The organism is Ruegeria sp. CL5 (assembly GCF_056536485.1).
In genome coordinates this window covers 111,458-127,967 of sequence record NZ_JBQFPS010000007.1, presented here as the reverse complement: position 1 = coordinate 127,967, position 16,510 = coordinate 111,458, and the positions used below count along the sequence as shown (strand labels likewise).

Below are 16,510 nucleotides of genomic sequence, written 5' to 3'. Positions count from 1 at the left end.
CTTTCGATTCCTTCTTGAAAACAGCGTGCTGCAGGCTGAAAGAAATTGCGTTAAGGCAACGAGCGTTGCGTCACGATGCCAGAATGCTGCGCTGCGGCGATTTTGTGCTTGAACTTTCCGTCAAAAAATGCCCCATTCCGCGCAACATTATTTCAATGGGAGAGTCCCGTGGATCCGCGCCAACGCCCTTATCGTTCTGTTCTTTATATCCCCGGCTCGCGTGATCGGGCGCTGGATAAAGCGCGCACGCTGCCGGTGGATGCCATCATCTTTGATCTTGAAGACGCGGTTGCAGCTGATGAGAAAGAGAACGCGCGCGAAACGCTCAAGGAAGCGTTGGCCGCCGGCGGGTACGGCGTGCGGGTCAAGATCGTGCGGATCAACAGTTTGGATACCGAATGGGGTCGCGCCGATGCCGAAGCTGTGCGTGAGATGGATGCGGACGCCGTTCTTCTGCCCAAGGTAAACTCGGCTGCGGATGTGGATGCGCTGGCGGTGATCACCGGTGATCTGCCGATCTGGGCCATGATGGAAACCCCACGCGGCATGTTGAACGCGGCCGAAATTGCCGCACATCCGCTGATGGCGGGCTTCGTCATGGGGACCAACGATCTGGCGAAAGAGCTGCAGACGCGTTTCCGCCCCGACCGACTGCCGATGATGACCTCGCTGGGCCTGTGCCTGCTGGCCGCAAAGGCCGAAGGGCTGATCATCGTGGATGGCGTCTATAATGCGTTCAAGGACACTGACGGTCTGGAAGCCGAATGTGCCCAGGGCCGCGATATGGGCTTCGATGGCAAGACTCTGATCCACCCCGCGCAGGTCGAGATTGCGAATACTGCCTTTGCGCCTTCGGACACCGAGATAGAATTAGCCCGCCGCCAGATCGCAGCCTTTGAAGAGACCGAGGCACAAGGTCAAGGGGTCGCTGTTGTCGATGGCAAGATTGTTGAAAACCTACACGTTGTAACTGCCCGTGAAACTCTGGCAAAAGCAGAGGCGATAACAGCTTTGCAAGCGGGGTAAGCCAGCATGGGCTTTGTTCTTCTGATCCTTGGTGTGGCGCTTTGGTGGGCCGCACATCTGTTCAAACGTGTGATGCCGGAACGCCGTGCCGCCATGGGCAATGCGGGCAAGGGCGTCGTGGCGCTGGCTCTGGTCGGTGCGATCCTGCTGATGATTTTCGGCTATCGCATGACCGATTTCATCTATGTCTGGGCGCCGCCAACCTTCCTGATTCACGTCAACAACCTGTTGATGTTGATCGCGTTCTACATGATGAGCCCGGCAGGACAGAAAGGCCGTCTGCTGAATGGAATGCGCCACCCGATGCTGGGCGGCTTCAAGCTTTGGGCCTTTGCGCATTTGCTGGTGAATGGCGATCTGGCTTCGATTGTGCTGTTTGGCGGTTTACTGGCCTGGGCCGTAGTCGAGGTGATCGTCATCAACAAATCCGAGCCCGACTGGACCCCGGCTGAGCCAGGCACCTATGGCAAAGATGCGATGTTCTTTGCTGGCTCTATCGTGCTGCTGGGCATCGTGGGCTACATTCACGGGCTGGTTGGCCCATCTCCGTTCGGTGGATAAGGGACCAAATCAATGGCGAAACTTTATCGTTTGTTGACCGAGGAAGACACATCGGCCTTCTGCCACAAGGTCTCGGACGCAATGGCGAAAGGGTGGGAGCTGTATGGCAATCCCTCCTACGCCTTTGACACTGCAAATAGCGTGATGCGCTGCGCACAGGCTGTGACCAAAGAGGTTGCCGCTGATTACACCCCCGACATGAAACTGGGACAGCAATAATGGCAAAAACCAATCCGGGTAACTTTTTTGAGGATTATTCTGTCGGGCAGGTGCTGCATCACGCTGTGCCGCGTACCGTGACAGATGGCGAGCGTGCATTGTATCACGCGCTCTACCCGGCGCGCCACGCGCTCTATTCTTCGGATGAGTTTGCCCGGAATTGCGGTCTGCCCCAAAGCCCGATTGATGATCTGGCGGCCTTTCATGTGGTGTTCGGCAAAACGGTTCCCGATAACTCGCTGAATGCCGTGGCCAATCTGGGCTATGCCGAGGGTCGCTGGCTGCAACCGGTCTATCCCGGCGATACACTGCGCGCCGAATCCGAGGTGATCGGCCTCAAGCAGAACTCAAACGGCAAGACCGGGGTGGTCTGGGTTCGTACGCGCGGGCTGAACCAGCGTGATGAAGTGGTGATCGAATATGTGCGCTGGGTGATGGTGCGCAAATCGAACATCGACGCACCAGCGCCTGAGACTGTTGTGCCCGACCTGAAGAAGGTACTGGATGTAGGCGATCTGGTGGTGCCGCAGGGCCTCGATTTCTCGAAATACGATTTTGTACAATCCGGTGAAAACCACCGCTGGGATGCGTACAACACGGGAGAAACGATCGATCACGTCGATGGCGTGACCATCGAAGAGGCCGAGCACATGTTGGCCACGCGCCTTTGGCAGAACACGGCCAAAGTGCATTTCGACCTCACCTTCCGCCCCGAAGGTCGCCTGATCTATGGCGGTCACGTGATCTCGATGGCGCGTGCCTTGTCGTTTAATGGTTTGGCGAATGCTCAGATGATCGTTGGCCTGAATGGCGGAGCCCACGCCAACCCATGTTTTGCAGGCGACACGATCAAGGTCTGGTCCGAGGTTCTGGACAAGGCCGAGACCGGAACACCGGGTATTGGTGCGCTGCGGTTGCGGCTTGTGGCGACCAAGGGTGGGGAGCCATTTGAGCTGCGCAATGAGGATGGGAAATACCTGCCCAACGTGCTGTTGGATCTGGATTACTGGGCCTTGATGCCCATGTAAGTCGGGCTGCCCGTTTGCTGACATTGAAGTGATCGCGGTCGGTGAAATCCGTGCTAGGCTCGGCGTATGACGATGTTACGCGCACTCATGGTCAGTTTGTTTCTGGCACCGCAAGCATTTGCCTGCGATCTTGCACTTGCTCTGGCCGTCGATGTGTCAGGCTCGGTGGATTCCGAGGAATATCGCATCCAGATGGACGGCCTTGCCGCAGGGCTGCGTGATCCCATTGTTTCCGAGGCGTTGGTGCGTGGGCAGGCCCGGCTTATGCTGGTTCAATGGACTGGTAGTTCGCGCCAAAGGATCACGATCCCATGGACCCGGATCGACAGCTTTGCCACTTTGGACGATTTTGCCGAACAGGTCGCTGCTGATCCGCGTGTCTGGCGTAATTTCTCTACAGCAATCGGTGAGGCGCTTGAGATGACCGTGACAAGCTTCGACGAGGTGCGCGATTGCAAAAGACATCTGATTGATCTTTCAGGTGACGGAATTTCGAATGAAGGTATCGAACCTTCGACGATCCACGCCAAATTGCGTGAGAGTGGAATCACAGTGAACGCGATTGCTATAGAAGAAAGCGAACCGGACCTGACAGCCTATTTCTTCGAGAATGTTATCGTGGGTGAGGGGGCCTTTGTCGTCTCTGCCGCGGGCTTTGCTGACTACCCTGAGCGTATTCGCAAAAAGCTTTTGCGCGAGGTGACGCAGCAGACTGCAGGGCTGTCTCAAACTCAGCCATAGATTCGTGATCACATTGCTTTTCCGTTGAAAACGCTAACATTGGTGGTATCGAATGTATTTTGTGATCACGAGATTATTTTGTGTGATCACAAATACTGCTTATAAGCGATTTTGCGTTAAATTCACTGGATTTTGCACCTGCAGCGCGTGACAGAGTCGTAAAAAACAGTAAAACGTTCGGTAGCCAACCGAAAAGGAGCCAACATGGCCGATGTAAATCGGGGCAAACGCCCGCTCTCTCCGCATTTGACGATCTATCGTCCGCAGATGACGTCCATTTCTTCGATTATGGTGCGCATCACGGGTCTAGCGTCCTTTGGTTTGGCATTGTTGGTCGTCTGGTGGTTGCTGGCGGCAGCTACATCGGCAGGCGCCTATGACCTGATCAATGGTCTGATGACCAGTTTCCTGGGCGATCTGGTCATGTTCGGCGCAGCGTGGGCAATTTTTTATCACATGCTGGGCCGTTTGCGGCATGTCATCTGGGATCTCGGATATTGCGTGAATGTCGAAGTGTCCGAGAAGATGGGCATTGGCATGTTTGTTCTGGCGACGGTTCTTGCCTTGATCACAGCCGTGGCGCTTTAGAGGGAGGTTGGTATGCAGTTTCTAACAGACCGTAAACGCGCACAGGGCATGGGAGCCGGACGCGCAGGTACACATCATCATTGGCAGATGATGCTCAGCTCAGCGGCGCTGGTCATTCTTGTTCCGCTGTTTGTATTCACCTTCGGGCGCGCGTTGGGTGGCACCTACGAAGAAGCTCTGGCGTATTACAGCCGACCGTTCCCGGCGATTGTCATGGGTCTGACACTTGTCGTCGTCGTCCCGCATCTGTTGCGTGAAGCGCAGGAAGCGATTGAGGACTATGTGCATGGCGTTGCCGAAAAGCTGGCGCTGATGGCCGCGCGGGCTTTTGCATACACATTGATTGCTGCGGGTCTTTTTGCGCTCGCGCGTCTGGCCCTCGGATATGCGCAGTAAGGAACAAGAACGATGACAGCAGCATATGAATACGAAACCCACGAATATGACGTGGTTGTTGTTGGTGCCGGTGGTGCGGGTCTGCGGGCCACATTGGGTATGGCGGAACAGGGTTTGCGTACGGCCTGTGTGACCAAGGTTTTCCCGACCCGTTCGCATACGGTGGCGGCACAGGGCGGTATCGCCGCGTCCTTGTCTAACATGGGGCCGGACCATTGGCAGTGGCATATGTATGACACGGTCAAAGGCTCAGATTGGCTGGGCGATACGGATGCGATGGAATATCTCGCGCGCGAGGCTCCAAAGGCCGTCTATGAGCTGGAACATTATGGTGTGCCATTCAGCCGGACCGAAGAAGGCAAGATCTATCAGCGCCCATTTGGTGGCCACACCACCGAATTTGGCGAAGGCCCGGCCGTGCAGCGGACCTGTGCCGCCGCCGACCGGACGGGCCATGCGATCCTGCATACGCTCTATGGTCAGTCGCTAAAGAACAATGCCGAGTTCTACATCGAGTATTTCGCAATCGACTTGATCATGTCCGAAGACGGGCAATGTCAGGGCGTCGTCTGCTGGAAGCTGGACGATGGTACGATGCACGTCTTTAACGCCAAGATGGTGGTGCTGGCAACCGGTGGCTATGGCCGGGCCTATTTCAGCGCGACGTCGGCCCATACCTGCACCGGTGACGGTGGCGGTATGGTTGCCCGCGCCGGACTGGCGCTGCAGGATATGGAGTTCGTGCAGTTCCACCCGACCGGCATCTATGGCTCGGGCTGCCTGATCACCGAAGGCGCGCGGGGTGAGGGCGGTTACCTGACCAACTCGGAAGGTGAGCGGTTCATGGAGCGCTATGCGCCTCAGTACAAGGATCTCGCACCCCGCGATTATGTCTCGCGCTCGATGACCATGGAAATCCGTGAGGGTCGTGGCCATGGCGAGAATGGCGATCACATCCACCTGAACCTCAGCCACCTGCCCGCCGAAGCTCTGGCCGAACGCCTGCCGGGCATCTCGGAATCCGCGCGCGTATTTGCGGGTGTCGACGTCACCAAAGAGCCGATCCCGGTTCTGCCGACCGTGCATTACAACATGGGTGGTATCCCGACGAACTACTGGGGTGAGGTTCTGAATCCGACAGCCGACAACCCGACCGGTGTGGTTCCGGGGCTGATGGCAGTGGGTGAAGCAGGCTGTGCCTCGGTCCACGGGGCGAACCGCCTGGGGTCTAACTCGCTGATCGACCTCGTGGTCTTTGGCCGTGCAGCCGCGATCCGTGCCGGTAAGGTCGTGGATGCAGACGCACCGAACCCGGTGCTGAACCAGGCATCGGTCGACAAGGCGTTCGATCGGTTCGACGCAATGCGTAACGCGAGCGGGTCGATCCCGACAGCGGACCTGCGGCTAGAGATGCAGAAGACCATGCAAGAGGATGCGGCAGTCTTCCGGACCTCAAAGACCATGGCCGAAGGTGTCGAGAAGATGACCGCAATTGCGGCCAAGATGGATGACCTGAAAGTTTCGGACCGTAGCCTCGTGTGGAACAGTGACCTGATGGAAACTCTGGAATTGACGAACCTGATGCCAAGCGCGCTGGCAACCATCGTCGGCGCCGAAGCGCGCAAGGAATCCCGCGGCGCCCACGCGCACGAGGATTTCACCGAGCGTGATGACGATAACTGGCGCGTTCATACCGTCAGCCGCGTTGACAGCAACAAAGTCGATCTCAGCTATCGCCCGGTCATCGTCGACCCGCTGACCACCGAAGATCAAGGCGGCATCAGCCTCAAGAAAATCGCGCCCAAGGCGCGGACGTTCTAAGGAGAGGAACCCATGGTACAACTGACCCTCCCCAAGAATTCCCGGATCACCACCGGTAAAACCTGGCCCAAGCCCGAAGGCGCGACCAATGTGCGCAAGTTTCAGATCTATCGCTGGAACCCGGATGATGGCCAGAACCCGCGCGTCGATACCTATTTCGTAGATATGGATACTTGCGGCCCGATGGTTCTGGACGCGCTGATCAAGATCAAAAACGAGATCGACCCGACCCTGACTTTCCGCCGGTCCTGCCGTGAGGGCATCTGTGGCTCCTGCGCGATGAACATCGACGGGATCAACACGCTGGCCTGTATCTATGGCATGGATGAGATCAAGGGCGACGTGAAAATCTATCCACTGCCGCATATGCCGGTGGTCAAGGATCTGATCCCGGATCTGACGCATTTTTATGCACAGCACGCCTCGATCATGCCGTGGCTGGAAACCAAGACCAACCGTCCGGCAAAAGAGTGGAAGCAGTCCATAGAAGATCGCAAAAAGCTGGATGGTCTCTATGAGTGCGTGATGTGCGCCAGTTGCTCGACCTCGTGCCCCAGCTATTGGTGGAACGGCGACCGCTATCTTGGCCCTGCAGCGCTGCTGCACGCGTACCGTTGGATCATCGACAGCCGGGATGAGGCGACAGGTGAGCGTCTGGACGAGCTGGAAGATCCGTTCAAGCTGTATCGCTGTCACACCATCATGAACTGCGCTAAGACCTGCCCCAAGGGTTTGAACCCGGCAAAGGCGATTGCAGAGATCAAAAAGATGATGGTCGACCGTGCGGTCTGATCGTACACTAAATCAACGCACTTGCCGGGTTGCGGCAAGTGCATGACGCCTCTGCAAAACTATGCGATGTGTTTATTCCCCTGCGGTTCTAACTTTGCTGCAGGGAGGAGTGATGAGTTCGAAAAGAGGTCACTCCGATGAGCACGCAAAACAAAAAACACGACGCCGCCAAAGCTCTGGAACTGCTGGAGCAAGCCTGGGCCTACTATACGCCCGAGCCCAAAGTTCCGGCCAAAGACGAAACACCAGAATTGTTTGAATACGCAAACGCAGCCTGACCTTGTCGGCTTGAAAAATTCGACACAATAGGCAATGCAGAGCTATGCCCGTTCTATTGCTTCTGCTCGCCGCTGGCGTATTTGCCTATTTTTTCTGGCGGTCCCGCACGTCGTCTCTGACGCGCGACTGCAGGTGGCGGCAACATCGAAGCGAGGGCCAGTGGCGCTGCGCGTATTGTGGTGCGGTTTCAAAATCTGATGTCGAGCCTGCGCAGTGTCTGAAAGTGCAATAGCTGTGGTTTGGGGTTCCCCACCGGGCCGAACTGCGCCACTCTCAGCCCATGTCAGAATCTCGGAACACGCCCCGCCCACCCGCTGATGCAGATGCGCGCCGCGCGATTGCGCCCGTTATTTGCTACCCCAATGACGGGCTGCCAAAGCCCGATCTCGGGCTTTATCAAACTGCGCGTGATGGAGCGAAAAAGACGGGCGAGATGCTGGTACCGCCACGAGAAGCTCGGTGCTTTGAGGTCCCTGCCGGGCATTTCTTTCGGATCACTTCTGTTGAAGGATCGCAGGTTGGCGATTTGAACCTGTGGAACCTCAACGACCTGACCGAGCGGTTTTATTCCGGCAAGACACGCGCGTTGCATGGCACGCATATCACCTTAGGTGAGCGCATGTGGTCGAGCTTTCCACATATGCGACCGATGGCGACGATCATTGCAGACACTCTGGGGTGGTACGGGATCGATGATTTCGGCGGGTCGGTGCATGATGTGATCGGGACCCGATGCGATCCCTATACCGGTAATTTGCTGTCCGGGTCGCAGTACCATCACTGTTGCCATTCGAACCTGACGCGTGCGCTGGCGGATCATATGGGCATCTCTTTGGCCGAAGCCGAGCCTGCCGTGCATGATGTGTTGAATGTGTTCATGTGCACCGGGTTCACGCGGGACACGGGTCAATACTTCATGAAGGCGTCACCCGTGCGACCTGGTGATTATCTTGAGTTTTTTGCCGAGATCGACTTGCTTGGAAATCTCAGCGCGTGCCCCGGCGGCGATTGCTCGTCGGAGCACTCATCGGATACGGCGGCGTGTTATCCCTTGCTGGTGGAGACATTCGCCCCGACCGAGGGTGCCCTGGAAGGATGGAACAGCCCTGCGCGCAACGGATATGATGGCACGCATGGGCGCTAAGCTCCGGTATTGTTCAACCGTCTGGAAACGCTGCTTGAAGCGCAATCTCAACCATCTCGCCAAAGCTGCTTTCCCGATCCGAGGAGGGCAGGGCTTCGCCGGTCAGCAAGTGGTCTGAAACTGTGAGCACCGCCAACGCCCGGCATTTGTGACGTGCAGCGAGGATATAAAGCTCAGCCGCTTCCATCTCGACCCCTAAAATGCCATGGCGAACCATTTGTTCGTTCAGGTCTGGACGCTCATCGTAGAAAACATCTGACGAATAGATGCCTCCCACATGAGTCGGTGAACTTTTGGACTGCGCCGCTTGCGCCGCGGCCTGCAGTAATCCCCAATCGGCGCAAGGGGCGAAGTTCATCTCTTTCATGATGCCGCGCGACGGCGTGCTGAGCGTGGTTGAGGTCATCGCCAGAATGACATCACGCACATTCACGCTTTCCTGCATGCCACCACAAGAACCGATCCGGATCAGTGTTTTTGCACCATAGTCGCGGATCAGTTCGTTCACATAGATTGAAAGGGAAGGCATCCCCATGCCGCTGCCTTGAATCGTAACACGGTTTCCTTTCCAGGTGCCGGTAAATCCCAACATGCCGCGTACTTCGTTGACCAGCTTAACATCATCCAGAAATGTCTCAGCCGCCCATTTCGCGCGATAGGGATCGCCTGGCAAAAGAACAGTTTCGGCGATATCCCCTATTTTGGCTCCAATATGAATTGTCATTTTGGCATTACCTCAACTCAGATCTCGAGGTCAGAAATATCGATGCCTGCATTCAGAGCGTCGTGAACCCATTGCGGTTTACGACCGCGTCCTGTCCAGGTTTGTGTTGGGTCGTTAGGGTTTTGGTACTTTGGCTTGGCCTTAGAGCCTTTCGCCGATTTTGAACCATCGCCCGACAATTCAGATAGCGAGAAGCCAAACTCGGCTGCAGCCTCTTGGGCCGCCTTCAATGCCGCTTTTCGCTCTCGCGTTTCAGCGCCTATGAGTGCCTTTTCGACCTGATCGCGCAATTTGAGCAATTCTTTGCGCGACATTTTCTCTAGATCGATTGCCATTTATCTCTCCAATCCGGTTATTCCGCTGCAGAACGCAATGGGAATTCAATTTATCCGAATATCTCTATTCCATCCAATTGGGAATTAGAATTGGAAATTCATTTTTTTATTTCTACTCAGCCGCGATTTCCTTGGGGTCAACCAAGGTTACAATATCACCCATGATCAAATTTAATTCGAAGTTCTTTGGGGTATAGATTTTAGCCACCCCCATGGAACGCAATTGCTCTGCATCTTCATCGGGAATAATGCCGCCTACGATGACAGGTATGTCGCTCAGACCCGCTTCGGTCAGACGCGTCATCACGTCCTTGACCAGCGGCAGGTGGCTACCCGAAAGAATGGACAGACCAATCACATGTGCATTGGTCTCTTGGACCGCTGACACGATTTCCTCTGGCGTAAGACGAATACCTTCATAGCTGATATCCATTCCACAATCGCGTGCGCGGAAGGCAATCTGTTCGGCTCCGTTCGAGTGGCCGTCCAAACCGGGCTTGCCGACAAGGAACTTCAAGCGGCGTCCAAGACGGTCGCTGACTGCATCAACGGCGGCGCGCAAATCCTCCAACCCTTCGGTTTTGTTCGAAACCGAACCGGAAACACCTGTCGGCCCACGATAGGTGCCGTATGCTTTGCGCATCTCTTCCGCCCATTCACCGGTTGTAACCCCGGCCTTGGCCGCGGCTATTGAAGGTTCCATCACATTAGCACCTGATTGCGCCGCTTCGCGTAAGGCCTGCAGCGCGGCGCTAACCGCAGCGTTATCCCGCACTGTCCGCCAGTCATTGAGCCGCCCGATCTGTTCCTGTTCAACCGCCGGGTCGACAACCATGATGCCGCCATCTTCAGTTTGCAGGGGTGAGGCCTCACCTTCGGTCCATTTATTGACCCCAACAACAACGGTCTCGTTGCGTTCAATCCGGTTCAGGCGTTCGGCGTTGGATTCGACCAGGCGGGATTTCATGTATTCGATCGACGCAACAGCGCCACCCATCGACTCGAGGTTGGCCAATTCGGCCCGCGCGCCATTCTTGAGTTCTTCGACTTTGGCATCGACTACCGGGTTGCCGTCGAACAGATCGCCATATTCCAGCAGGTCGGTTTCATAGGCGAGAATCTGTTGCATCCGCATCGACCATTGCTGATCCCAAGGGCGCGGCAGACCCAGCGCTTCATTCCAGGCGGGCAATTGAACCGCGCGGGCGCGGGCGCGTTTTGACAGGGTGACCGCCAGCATTTCGATCAGAATGCGATAGACGTTGTTTTCCGGCTGCTGTTCAGTCAACCCCAGCGAGTTCACCTGAACGCCGTAGCGAAAGCGGCGGAACTTGGGGTCTTCGACACCATAGCGTCGCTGCAGAATCTCATCCCAAAGATCCACAAATGCGCGCATTTTGCACATTTCGGTGACAAACCGGATGCCCGCATTCACAAAAAACGAAATCCGTCCGCAGAGTGCGGGGAAGTCTTCTGCTGGAACGCGCGGGCGCAGTTCGTCCAGAACCGCGATGGCGGTGGCCAGCGCATAGGCCAGCTCTTGCTCGGGCGTCGCGCCTGCCTCTTGCAGGTGGTACGAGCACACGTTCATCGGGTTCCATTTGGGCACGTTTTCGTAGCAATACTCGGCCACGTCCGCGATCATCTTCAGGGATGGCTTGGGCGGGCATACATAGGTGCCGCGGCTCAGGTATTCCTTAATCAGATCGTTCTGGACGGTGCCCTGCAGTTTCGAGACATCAGCCCCCTGTTCCTCGGCCACCGCGATATAAAGCGCCAAAAGCCAAGGAGCTGTGGCATTGATCGTCATCGAGGTGTTCATCTGTTCCAGCGGGATTTGATCGAACAGATTCCGCATATCCCCCAGATGGCAGATCGGCACACCGACCTTACCAACCTCTCCACGCGCCAACGTATGGTCGCTGTCATATCCGGTTTGGGTTGGCAGATCGAAAGCCACAGATAGTCCGGTCTGGCCTTTAGCCAGGTTTGCACGATAAAGCGCGTTTGACGCTTTGGCCGTCGAGTGACCGGCATAGGTACGGATGAGCCAGGGGCGGTCTTTCTGCAACTGCGTCATGGGTCGGGCCTCGCGGATCAGTGAGTAACAAAATTACGTTCTATAGGCATAAATCGCAATTTTCAGTACATGTCAATTCGCTGCGTTGCGGCATCACAAGTTTCTTCAGATTGTGGGTGTTCGCGATTGATGGCACTGTGCCCAAATGATGCAGACTGTGGAAATTCCGATTTGGTTGTTTGTACTGATTGTGCTGTTTGCCACGGTCACCTTTGCCTCGCATTTCTTGTTTCCATCAGTGCGGTGGTTTTTCCGCCGCCGCCTTGAACGTGCTGTTGCGCGGCTGAACAAGCGCCTGCAGCGTCCGATCCAGCCGTTCAAACTGGCCGGGCGCCACGATATGATTCAGCGGCTTATCTATGACCCTCAAGTCAGCAAGGCCGTACAGAAGCATGCCAAAGAGGAGGGTGTGCCCGATGCCGTCGCCTCGGAACAGGCCCAACGCTACGCTCGAGAGATTGCTCCTTCTTTTTCGACAGTTGCGTATTTCAGCATAGCCATCCGATTTGCGCGAATGCTGAGCAACGCGTTCTACAAGGTCCAGTTGGGGTATGAAGACAAGTCGGCCCTAGACAATATCGATCCCGAAGCCACAGTCGTTTACGTCATGAACCACCGCAGCAATATGGACTATGTGCTTGTTACCTATCTGGCGGCGGAACATTCGACACTTTCCTACGCTGTGGGCGAATGGGCCCGTGTTTGGCCGCTGAGTCGTTTGATACGTGCAATGGGGGCCTACTTCATTCGACGTAAATCGGGCAGCGATTTGTATCGTCAGGTGCTGGCAAGCTATGTGCGTCACGCGACCGAAGCGGGTGTTACACAGGCCATGTTCCCAGAGGGCGGGTTGAGCCTGACAGGTAAACTGGGCCGCCCTAAGCTGGGTTTGCTCAAATACATCATCGATGGCGTGGATCCGAAGGGGCGGGATGTTGTATTCGTACCTGTCGCCCTGAATTACGATCGCGTTTTGGAAGATACAGTCCTGACGGCTGCGGCGCAGGACAGTGAACGCCGGTTTCGTGCACGTATTGGGGTCATCACGCGCTGGACACTAAAGCAAATCTGGCGGCGTCTTGTTGGGCGTTACAAAAAGTTTGGGATTGCATCAGTCCAATATGCAACGCCGATATCCTTAAAGGAATTTCGCGCTTCGCATGAACGGGATTTGACGACTGATTTGGCGCGCGAGCTCATGCGTAGAATCGGCGCTGCGATACCCTTTGTGCCGGTCCCCGCAGCTTGTCGGCTGCTGCAGGACGAAGGGCAGATGTCAGAAGAGGACCTGAAATCTCGATTGCTGGAAATGGGTGGTAAAGCCGTCGCCAACGGCGAAGGTGAGGCAATTGATGATGCGATCAACCAATTAGTTGAGCGCCGGATATTGCGGCGAGAAAGTGGAGTGCTGCGCCCTTCAGGCGAGCGGGCCGAGTTGCTTGCATATTATGCGGCTGCGTCCGAACCTGTTGATCGCGCAGGGCATGATGCAGTTGCAGAAAATAATTCTGCGACTGCTGGGTCATAAAATTACAAAAATACATCAAAAACGGTTGCAATATTACTCAGGGATCAATATTCCATCTGAGGAAAGCCGCGATTCTGCGGCGCGGCAATAGATAAGAACAAAGGAGGCCAACATGGCTTTGGATGTCGATAGCGGTATCGCGTCGTATGAGGCACCGGAAAAGGACCTCTATGAAATGGGTGAAATCCCTCCAATGGGATATGTACCCAAGCAAATGTATGCTTGGGCCATCCGGAAAGAGCGTCATGGCGAGCCAGACACGGCGATGCAGCTCGAGGTGGTTGATGTCCCCAAGCTGGACAGCCACGAAGTTCTGGTTCTCGTTATGGCGGCGGGTGTGAACTACAACGGCGTCTGGGCATCGCTTGGCAAACCCATCAGCCCGTTTGACGGACACAAAGCCCCTTACCATATTGCGGGCTCGGATGCTTCGGGCATCGTCTGGGCCGTGGGTGATAAGGTCACACGCTGGAAGGTTGGCGACGAAGTGGTCATTCATTGCAACCAGGATGATGGTGATGATGAGCACTGTAACGGCGGCGATCCGATGTACTCGGACAGCCAGCGCATCTGGGGATATGAGACACCAGATGGGTCGTTCGCGCAGTTTACAAATGTACAGGCACAGCAGCTGATGCCGCGCCCCAAGCACCTGACTTGGGAAGAAAGCGCCTGCTACACTTTGACCCTGGCAACGGCTTATCGGATGCTGTTCGGTCACGAACCGCATGACTTGAAACCTGGCCAGAACGTACTGGTCTGGGGCGCGTCGGGCGGTCTGGGCTCTTACGCAATCCAGCTGATCAATACGGCTGGAGCTAACGCGATCGGCGTGATCTCGGACGAAAGCAAACGTGACTTTGTTATCGGGCTGGGTGCCAAAGGCGTTCTGAACCGCAAGGACTTCAACTGCTGGGGCCAGTTGCCCACGGTCAATACGCCTGAATATGCCGAATGGTTCAAAGAGGCCCGCAAGTTCGGCAAGGCCATCTGGGATATCACCGGCAAAGGTGTGAACGTCGACATGGTGTTCGAGCATCCGGGTGAAAGCACATTCCCGGTATCGACCTTTGTGGTGAAAAAGGGCGGCATGGTCGTGATTTGTGCCGGGACCACTGGCTATAATCTGACCTTCGACGTGCGCTATATGTGGATGCATCAGAAACGTTTGCAGGGCTCGCACTTCGCTCATCTCAAGCAAGCCGCCGCAGCGAATAAGCTGATGGTAGAACGCCGATTGGATCCATGCATGTCCGAGGTGTTTACCTGGAAGGAGCTGCCCGAGGCGCATATGAAGATGATGCGAAATGAACACAAGCCGGGCAATATGTCGGTGTTAGTTCAGGCTCCGTATACGGGTATGCGCACCCTTGAGGAAGTATTAGCCGCCCGCGACTAACGGTCTCAGTTTTTTGAACAGCTTCATCACCCGCAAGGCATAGCTTCGTCCTTGCGGGTGATTTGCGATTCCCGGTTATCAATTTTTTTCAATACGTTAGAAATCTAGCCCCCACTATTTCTGGGGAGTAGAAAGCAGTGAATAGGCCGAAATAGACTGCACATGTTATGGTTGTGTTAACCCTTCGTTAACTATTTCGGAGACACCCTAATGGCGCAGAACGAGTGGATATTGGACGTATTGTCGGATCTCAACGCCTTTGCGGTGGCAAATGGGTTGAGCGCACTTGCCGAGCAGCTTGATGATACAAGGCTAATCGCAGCGGCCGAGATTGCGTCCTCAAAGGATGAGGCTTGCGCGCCCGCGAATGGGAACAAAGTTCGATTTGAGTCAGATCCTCGAGGATTTGGAAAGCACCAGCACGCTTGAAGAGCTTGCGACTATACTCATCCAGCTGCGTAACACGCTGCGCATCGACCATGTAACCTATCACTGGGTCGATGGTGCCGGTGACCAATATGGGTTTACGACATATTCGGATGCCTGGGACAAGCAGTATCGCGATAAAAACTACCACCGGATTGATCCGGTTATCTTGGGTTGTTTTCAGCGCTTCCATGCAGTGGATTGGAAACAACTGAATTGGTCGGGCAAAGCCGTCAGAGCTTTTTTGGAAGACGCGCAAGATCATGGCGTTGGCAATCAGGGATATTCGATCCCATTGCGCGGACCCAGCGGGCAATTCGCGTTGTTCACCGTGAATAACACGTGCGACGATGCGGCCTGGCAGACGTTCAAAGACGCCCATGGTCGCGATCTGATCTTAGTGGCGCATTTTCTTAACCGAAAAGCACTGGAATTTGCCAAAAATCGACAACCGGAAACGACGCGCGGGCTTTCACCTCGCGAGATAGATGCGATGACACTGCTGGCGCTGGGTTACAGTAGGGCGCAAGTGGCACATTCGCTTTCGATCTCGGAGCATACGCTCAGGGCCTATATCGAAAGTGCGCGTTCGAAACTCGGAGCGCAGAACACGACTCATGCAATCGCCACCGCGCTCAGCAGAGGATTAATAGTGGTTTAACCACCGTACGGTGACCTCATTTAAAATTAACCACGTGTTTGTACCCTTTTTGTTCCGGATATGGACGACAAGGGGAATACATCATGTTGCGTTATCTTTATGCTGATGAGCTGTATAAATTTCCGGCATTGGCCGAAGGAATGTTCAGAGATCGCGCCGATCAATTCAAAACCCGGCTTGGTTGGGATGTAAAGGTTAACGAAAGGGGGGAAGAGCGAGATCAATACGATGACCTCAATCCGCTCTATGTGATCTGGGAAGAAGCGGATGGCAGTCACGGAGGGTCGATGCGGATATTGCCGACGACCGGTCCGGTTATGGTGAACGACGTTTTTGGCCATCTCACGGGGGGCAGCCCGATCAGTAGCCCGCTTATTTGGGAGGTCACGCGCTTTTGCCTTTCTCGAACTGCCAGCGCCCATACCGCCGGGGCTATCATGCTAAGTGGGGGCGAGGTTATGGAGGGATTTGGACTAACCCATATCGCTGGCGTTTTTGATGCCCGTATGATCCGGATTTACCGAATGATTGGGTCATCACCCGTGGTTCTGGGATCAGAAGGCAAAGGTCGTGATCAGATTTCGGTAGGCCTATGGCCTTATTCCGCAGAGGATTGCAACCGAGTCGCTGCCCGTGCTGGCATCCCGAGAGAGTTATCGCGCTTGTGGTTCAATACCGCATTTGGGAAGGGGAAGCAGCATCGGTTCGCTCTCTCTGCCTGACAGCGCGGAAATCGTATTCCGCCTCTGGTGGCGCACGGCG

General features: G+C 55.5%; 18 protein-coding genes. 15 read left to right on the top strand and 3 right to left on the bottom strand.

Features of this window, described 5'->3' with window-relative positions; genetic code table 11:
- Positions 1–168: 168 nt before the first annotated feature.
- The 11 genes from ACR0IU_RS13455 to ACR0IU_RS13405 all read left to right on the top strand — a co-directional run bounded on the left by ACR0IU_RS13455 (position 169) and on the right by ACR0IU_RS13405 (position 8,595).
- Positions 169–1,026 carry an HpcH/HpaI aldolase/citrate lyase family protein gene (locus ACR0IU_RS13455; protein WP_480716605.1) on the top strand — a complete coding sequence of 286 codons (858 nt, stop codon included), beginning with the start codon at positions 169–171 and terminating at the stop codon, positions 1,024–1,026.
- A 6-nt stretch (positions 1,027–1,032) separates the two neighbouring features.
- Positions 1,033–1,587, top strand: a complete 555-nt coding sequence (locus ACR0IU_RS13450; RefSeq protein ID WP_480716604.1) for an NnrU family protein — start codon at positions 1,033–1,035, stop codon at positions 1,585–1,587.
- A gap of 12 nt (positions 1,588–1,599) precedes the next feature.
- Positions 1,600–1,806: a DUF1737 domain-containing protein gene (locus tag ACR0IU_RS13445; protein WP_480716603.1), complete on the top strand. Its 207-nt coding sequence runs from the start codon at positions 1,600–1,602 to the stop codon at positions 1,804–1,806.
- Entirely contained in the window at positions 1,806–2,834 is a 1,029-nt protein-coding gene (locus tag ACR0IU_RS13440) for a MaoC family dehydratase (RefSeq protein ID WP_480716602.1), read from the top strand. The genes ACR0IU_RS13445 and ACR0IU_RS13440 overlap by 1 nt, the downstream gene beginning before the upstream one ends.
- A 66-nt stretch (positions 2,835–2,900) precedes the next feature.
- Positions 2,901–3,575 carry a DUF1194 domain-containing protein gene (locus tag ACR0IU_RS13435; RefSeq protein ID WP_170781229.1) on the top strand — a complete coding sequence of 225 codons (675 nt, stop codon included), beginning with the start codon at positions 2,901–2,903 and terminating at the stop codon, positions 3,573–3,575.
- 204 nt (positions 3,576–3,779) lie between these two features.
- Positions 3,780–4,163, top strand: a complete 384-nt coding sequence (sdhC, locus tag ACR0IU_RS13430) for a succinate dehydrogenase, cytochrome b556 subunit (protein WP_170781228.1) — start codon at positions 3,780–3,782, stop codon at positions 4,161–4,163.
- Positions 4,164–4,175: 12 nt separating this feature from the next.
- On the top strand, positions 4,176–4,559 hold the full coding sequence (locus ACR0IU_RS13425; protein ID WP_170474256.1) for a succinate dehydrogenase, hydrophobic membrane anchor protein: 384 nt from the start codon (positions 4,176–4,178) through the stop codon (positions 4,557–4,559).
- 12 nt (positions 4,560–4,571) lie between these two features.
- Entirely contained in the window at positions 4,572–6,380 is a 1,809-nt protein-coding gene (gene sdhA / locus ACR0IU_RS13420) for a succinate dehydrogenase flavoprotein subunit (RefSeq protein ID WP_480716601.1), read from the top strand.
- Positions 6,381–6,392: 12 nt separating this feature from the next.
- Positions 6,393–7,172: a succinate dehydrogenase iron-sulfur subunit gene (locus ACR0IU_RS13415; protein WP_039523103.1), complete on the top strand. Its 780-nt coding sequence runs from the start codon at positions 6,393–6,395 to the stop codon at positions 7,170–7,172.
- 137 nt (positions 7,173–7,309) lie between these two features.
- Positions 7,310–7,450: a hypothetical protein gene (locus ACR0IU_RS13410; protein ID WP_170589723.1), complete on the top strand. Its 141-nt coding sequence runs from the start codon at positions 7,310–7,312 to the stop codon at positions 7,448–7,450.
- A gap of 281 nt (positions 7,451–7,731) precedes the next feature.
- Positions 7,732–8,595: an urea carboxylase-associated family protein gene (locus ACR0IU_RS13405; RefSeq protein WP_480716600.1), complete on the top strand. Its 864-nt coding sequence runs from the start codon at positions 7,732–7,734 to the stop codon at positions 8,593–8,595.
- Between the two features lie 13 nt (positions 8,596–8,608).
- Here ACR0IU_RS13405 and deoD read toward each other — a convergent pair whose 3' ends face one another.
- From deoD to ACR0IU_RS13390, 3 genes are all read right to left on the bottom strand, one after another.
- Positions 8,609–9,319 carry a purine-nucleoside phosphorylase gene (gene deoD / locus ACR0IU_RS13400; protein WP_480652804.1) on the bottom strand — a complete coding sequence of 237 codons (711 nt, stop codon included), beginning with the start codon at positions 9,317–9,319 and terminating at the stop codon, positions 8,609–8,611.
- Positions 9,320–9,336: 17 nt separating this feature from the next.
- Positions 9,337–9,654, bottom strand: coding sequence for an H-NS histone family protein (locus ACR0IU_RS13395; RefSeq protein WP_480716599.1), 318 nt, complete (start codon positions 9,652–9,654; stop codon positions 9,337–9,339).
- 112 nt (positions 9,655–9,766) lie between these two features.
- Positions 9,767–11,734 carry a methylmalonyl-CoA mutase family protein gene (locus ACR0IU_RS13390; protein ID WP_480716598.1) on the bottom strand — a complete coding sequence of 656 codons (1,968 nt, stop codon included), beginning with the start codon at positions 11,732–11,734 and terminating at the stop codon, positions 9,767–9,769.
- Between the two features lie 145 nt (positions 11,735–11,879).
- On the opposite strand from ACR0IU_RS13390, the gene ACR0IU_RS13385 reads away from it, so the two are divergent.
- The 4 genes from ACR0IU_RS13385 to ACR0IU_RS13370 all read left to right on the top strand — a co-directional run bounded on the left by ACR0IU_RS13385 (position 11,880) and on the right by ACR0IU_RS13370 (position 16,470).
- Entirely contained in the window at positions 11,880–13,262 is a 1,383-nt protein-coding gene (locus ACR0IU_RS13385) for a 1-acyl-sn-glycerol-3-phosphate acyltransferase (RefSeq protein WP_480716597.1), read from the top strand.
- 112 nt (positions 13,263–13,374) lie between these two features.
- Positions 13,375–14,661 (top strand): crotonyl-CoA carboxylase/reductase, encoded by a 1,287-nt coding sequence (ccrA, locus tag ACR0IU_RS13380; RefSeq protein WP_480716596.1) that lies wholly within the window; start codon positions 13,375–13,377, stop codon positions 14,659–14,661.
- 367 nt (positions 14,662–15,028) lie between these two features.
- Positions 15,029–15,748 (top strand): helix-turn-helix transcriptional regulator, encoded by a 720-nt coding sequence (locus ACR0IU_RS13375; RefSeq protein WP_480716595.1) that lies wholly within the window; start codon positions 15,029–15,031, stop codon positions 15,746–15,748.
- Positions 15,749–15,831: 83 nt separating this feature from the next.
- On the top strand, positions 15,832–16,470 hold the full coding sequence (locus tag ACR0IU_RS13370) for an acyl-homoserine-lactone synthase (RefSeq protein WP_480716594.1): 639 nt from the start codon (positions 15,832–15,834) through the stop codon (positions 16,468–16,470).
- The last annotated feature ends 40 nt before the right edge of the window (positions 16,471–16,510 follow it).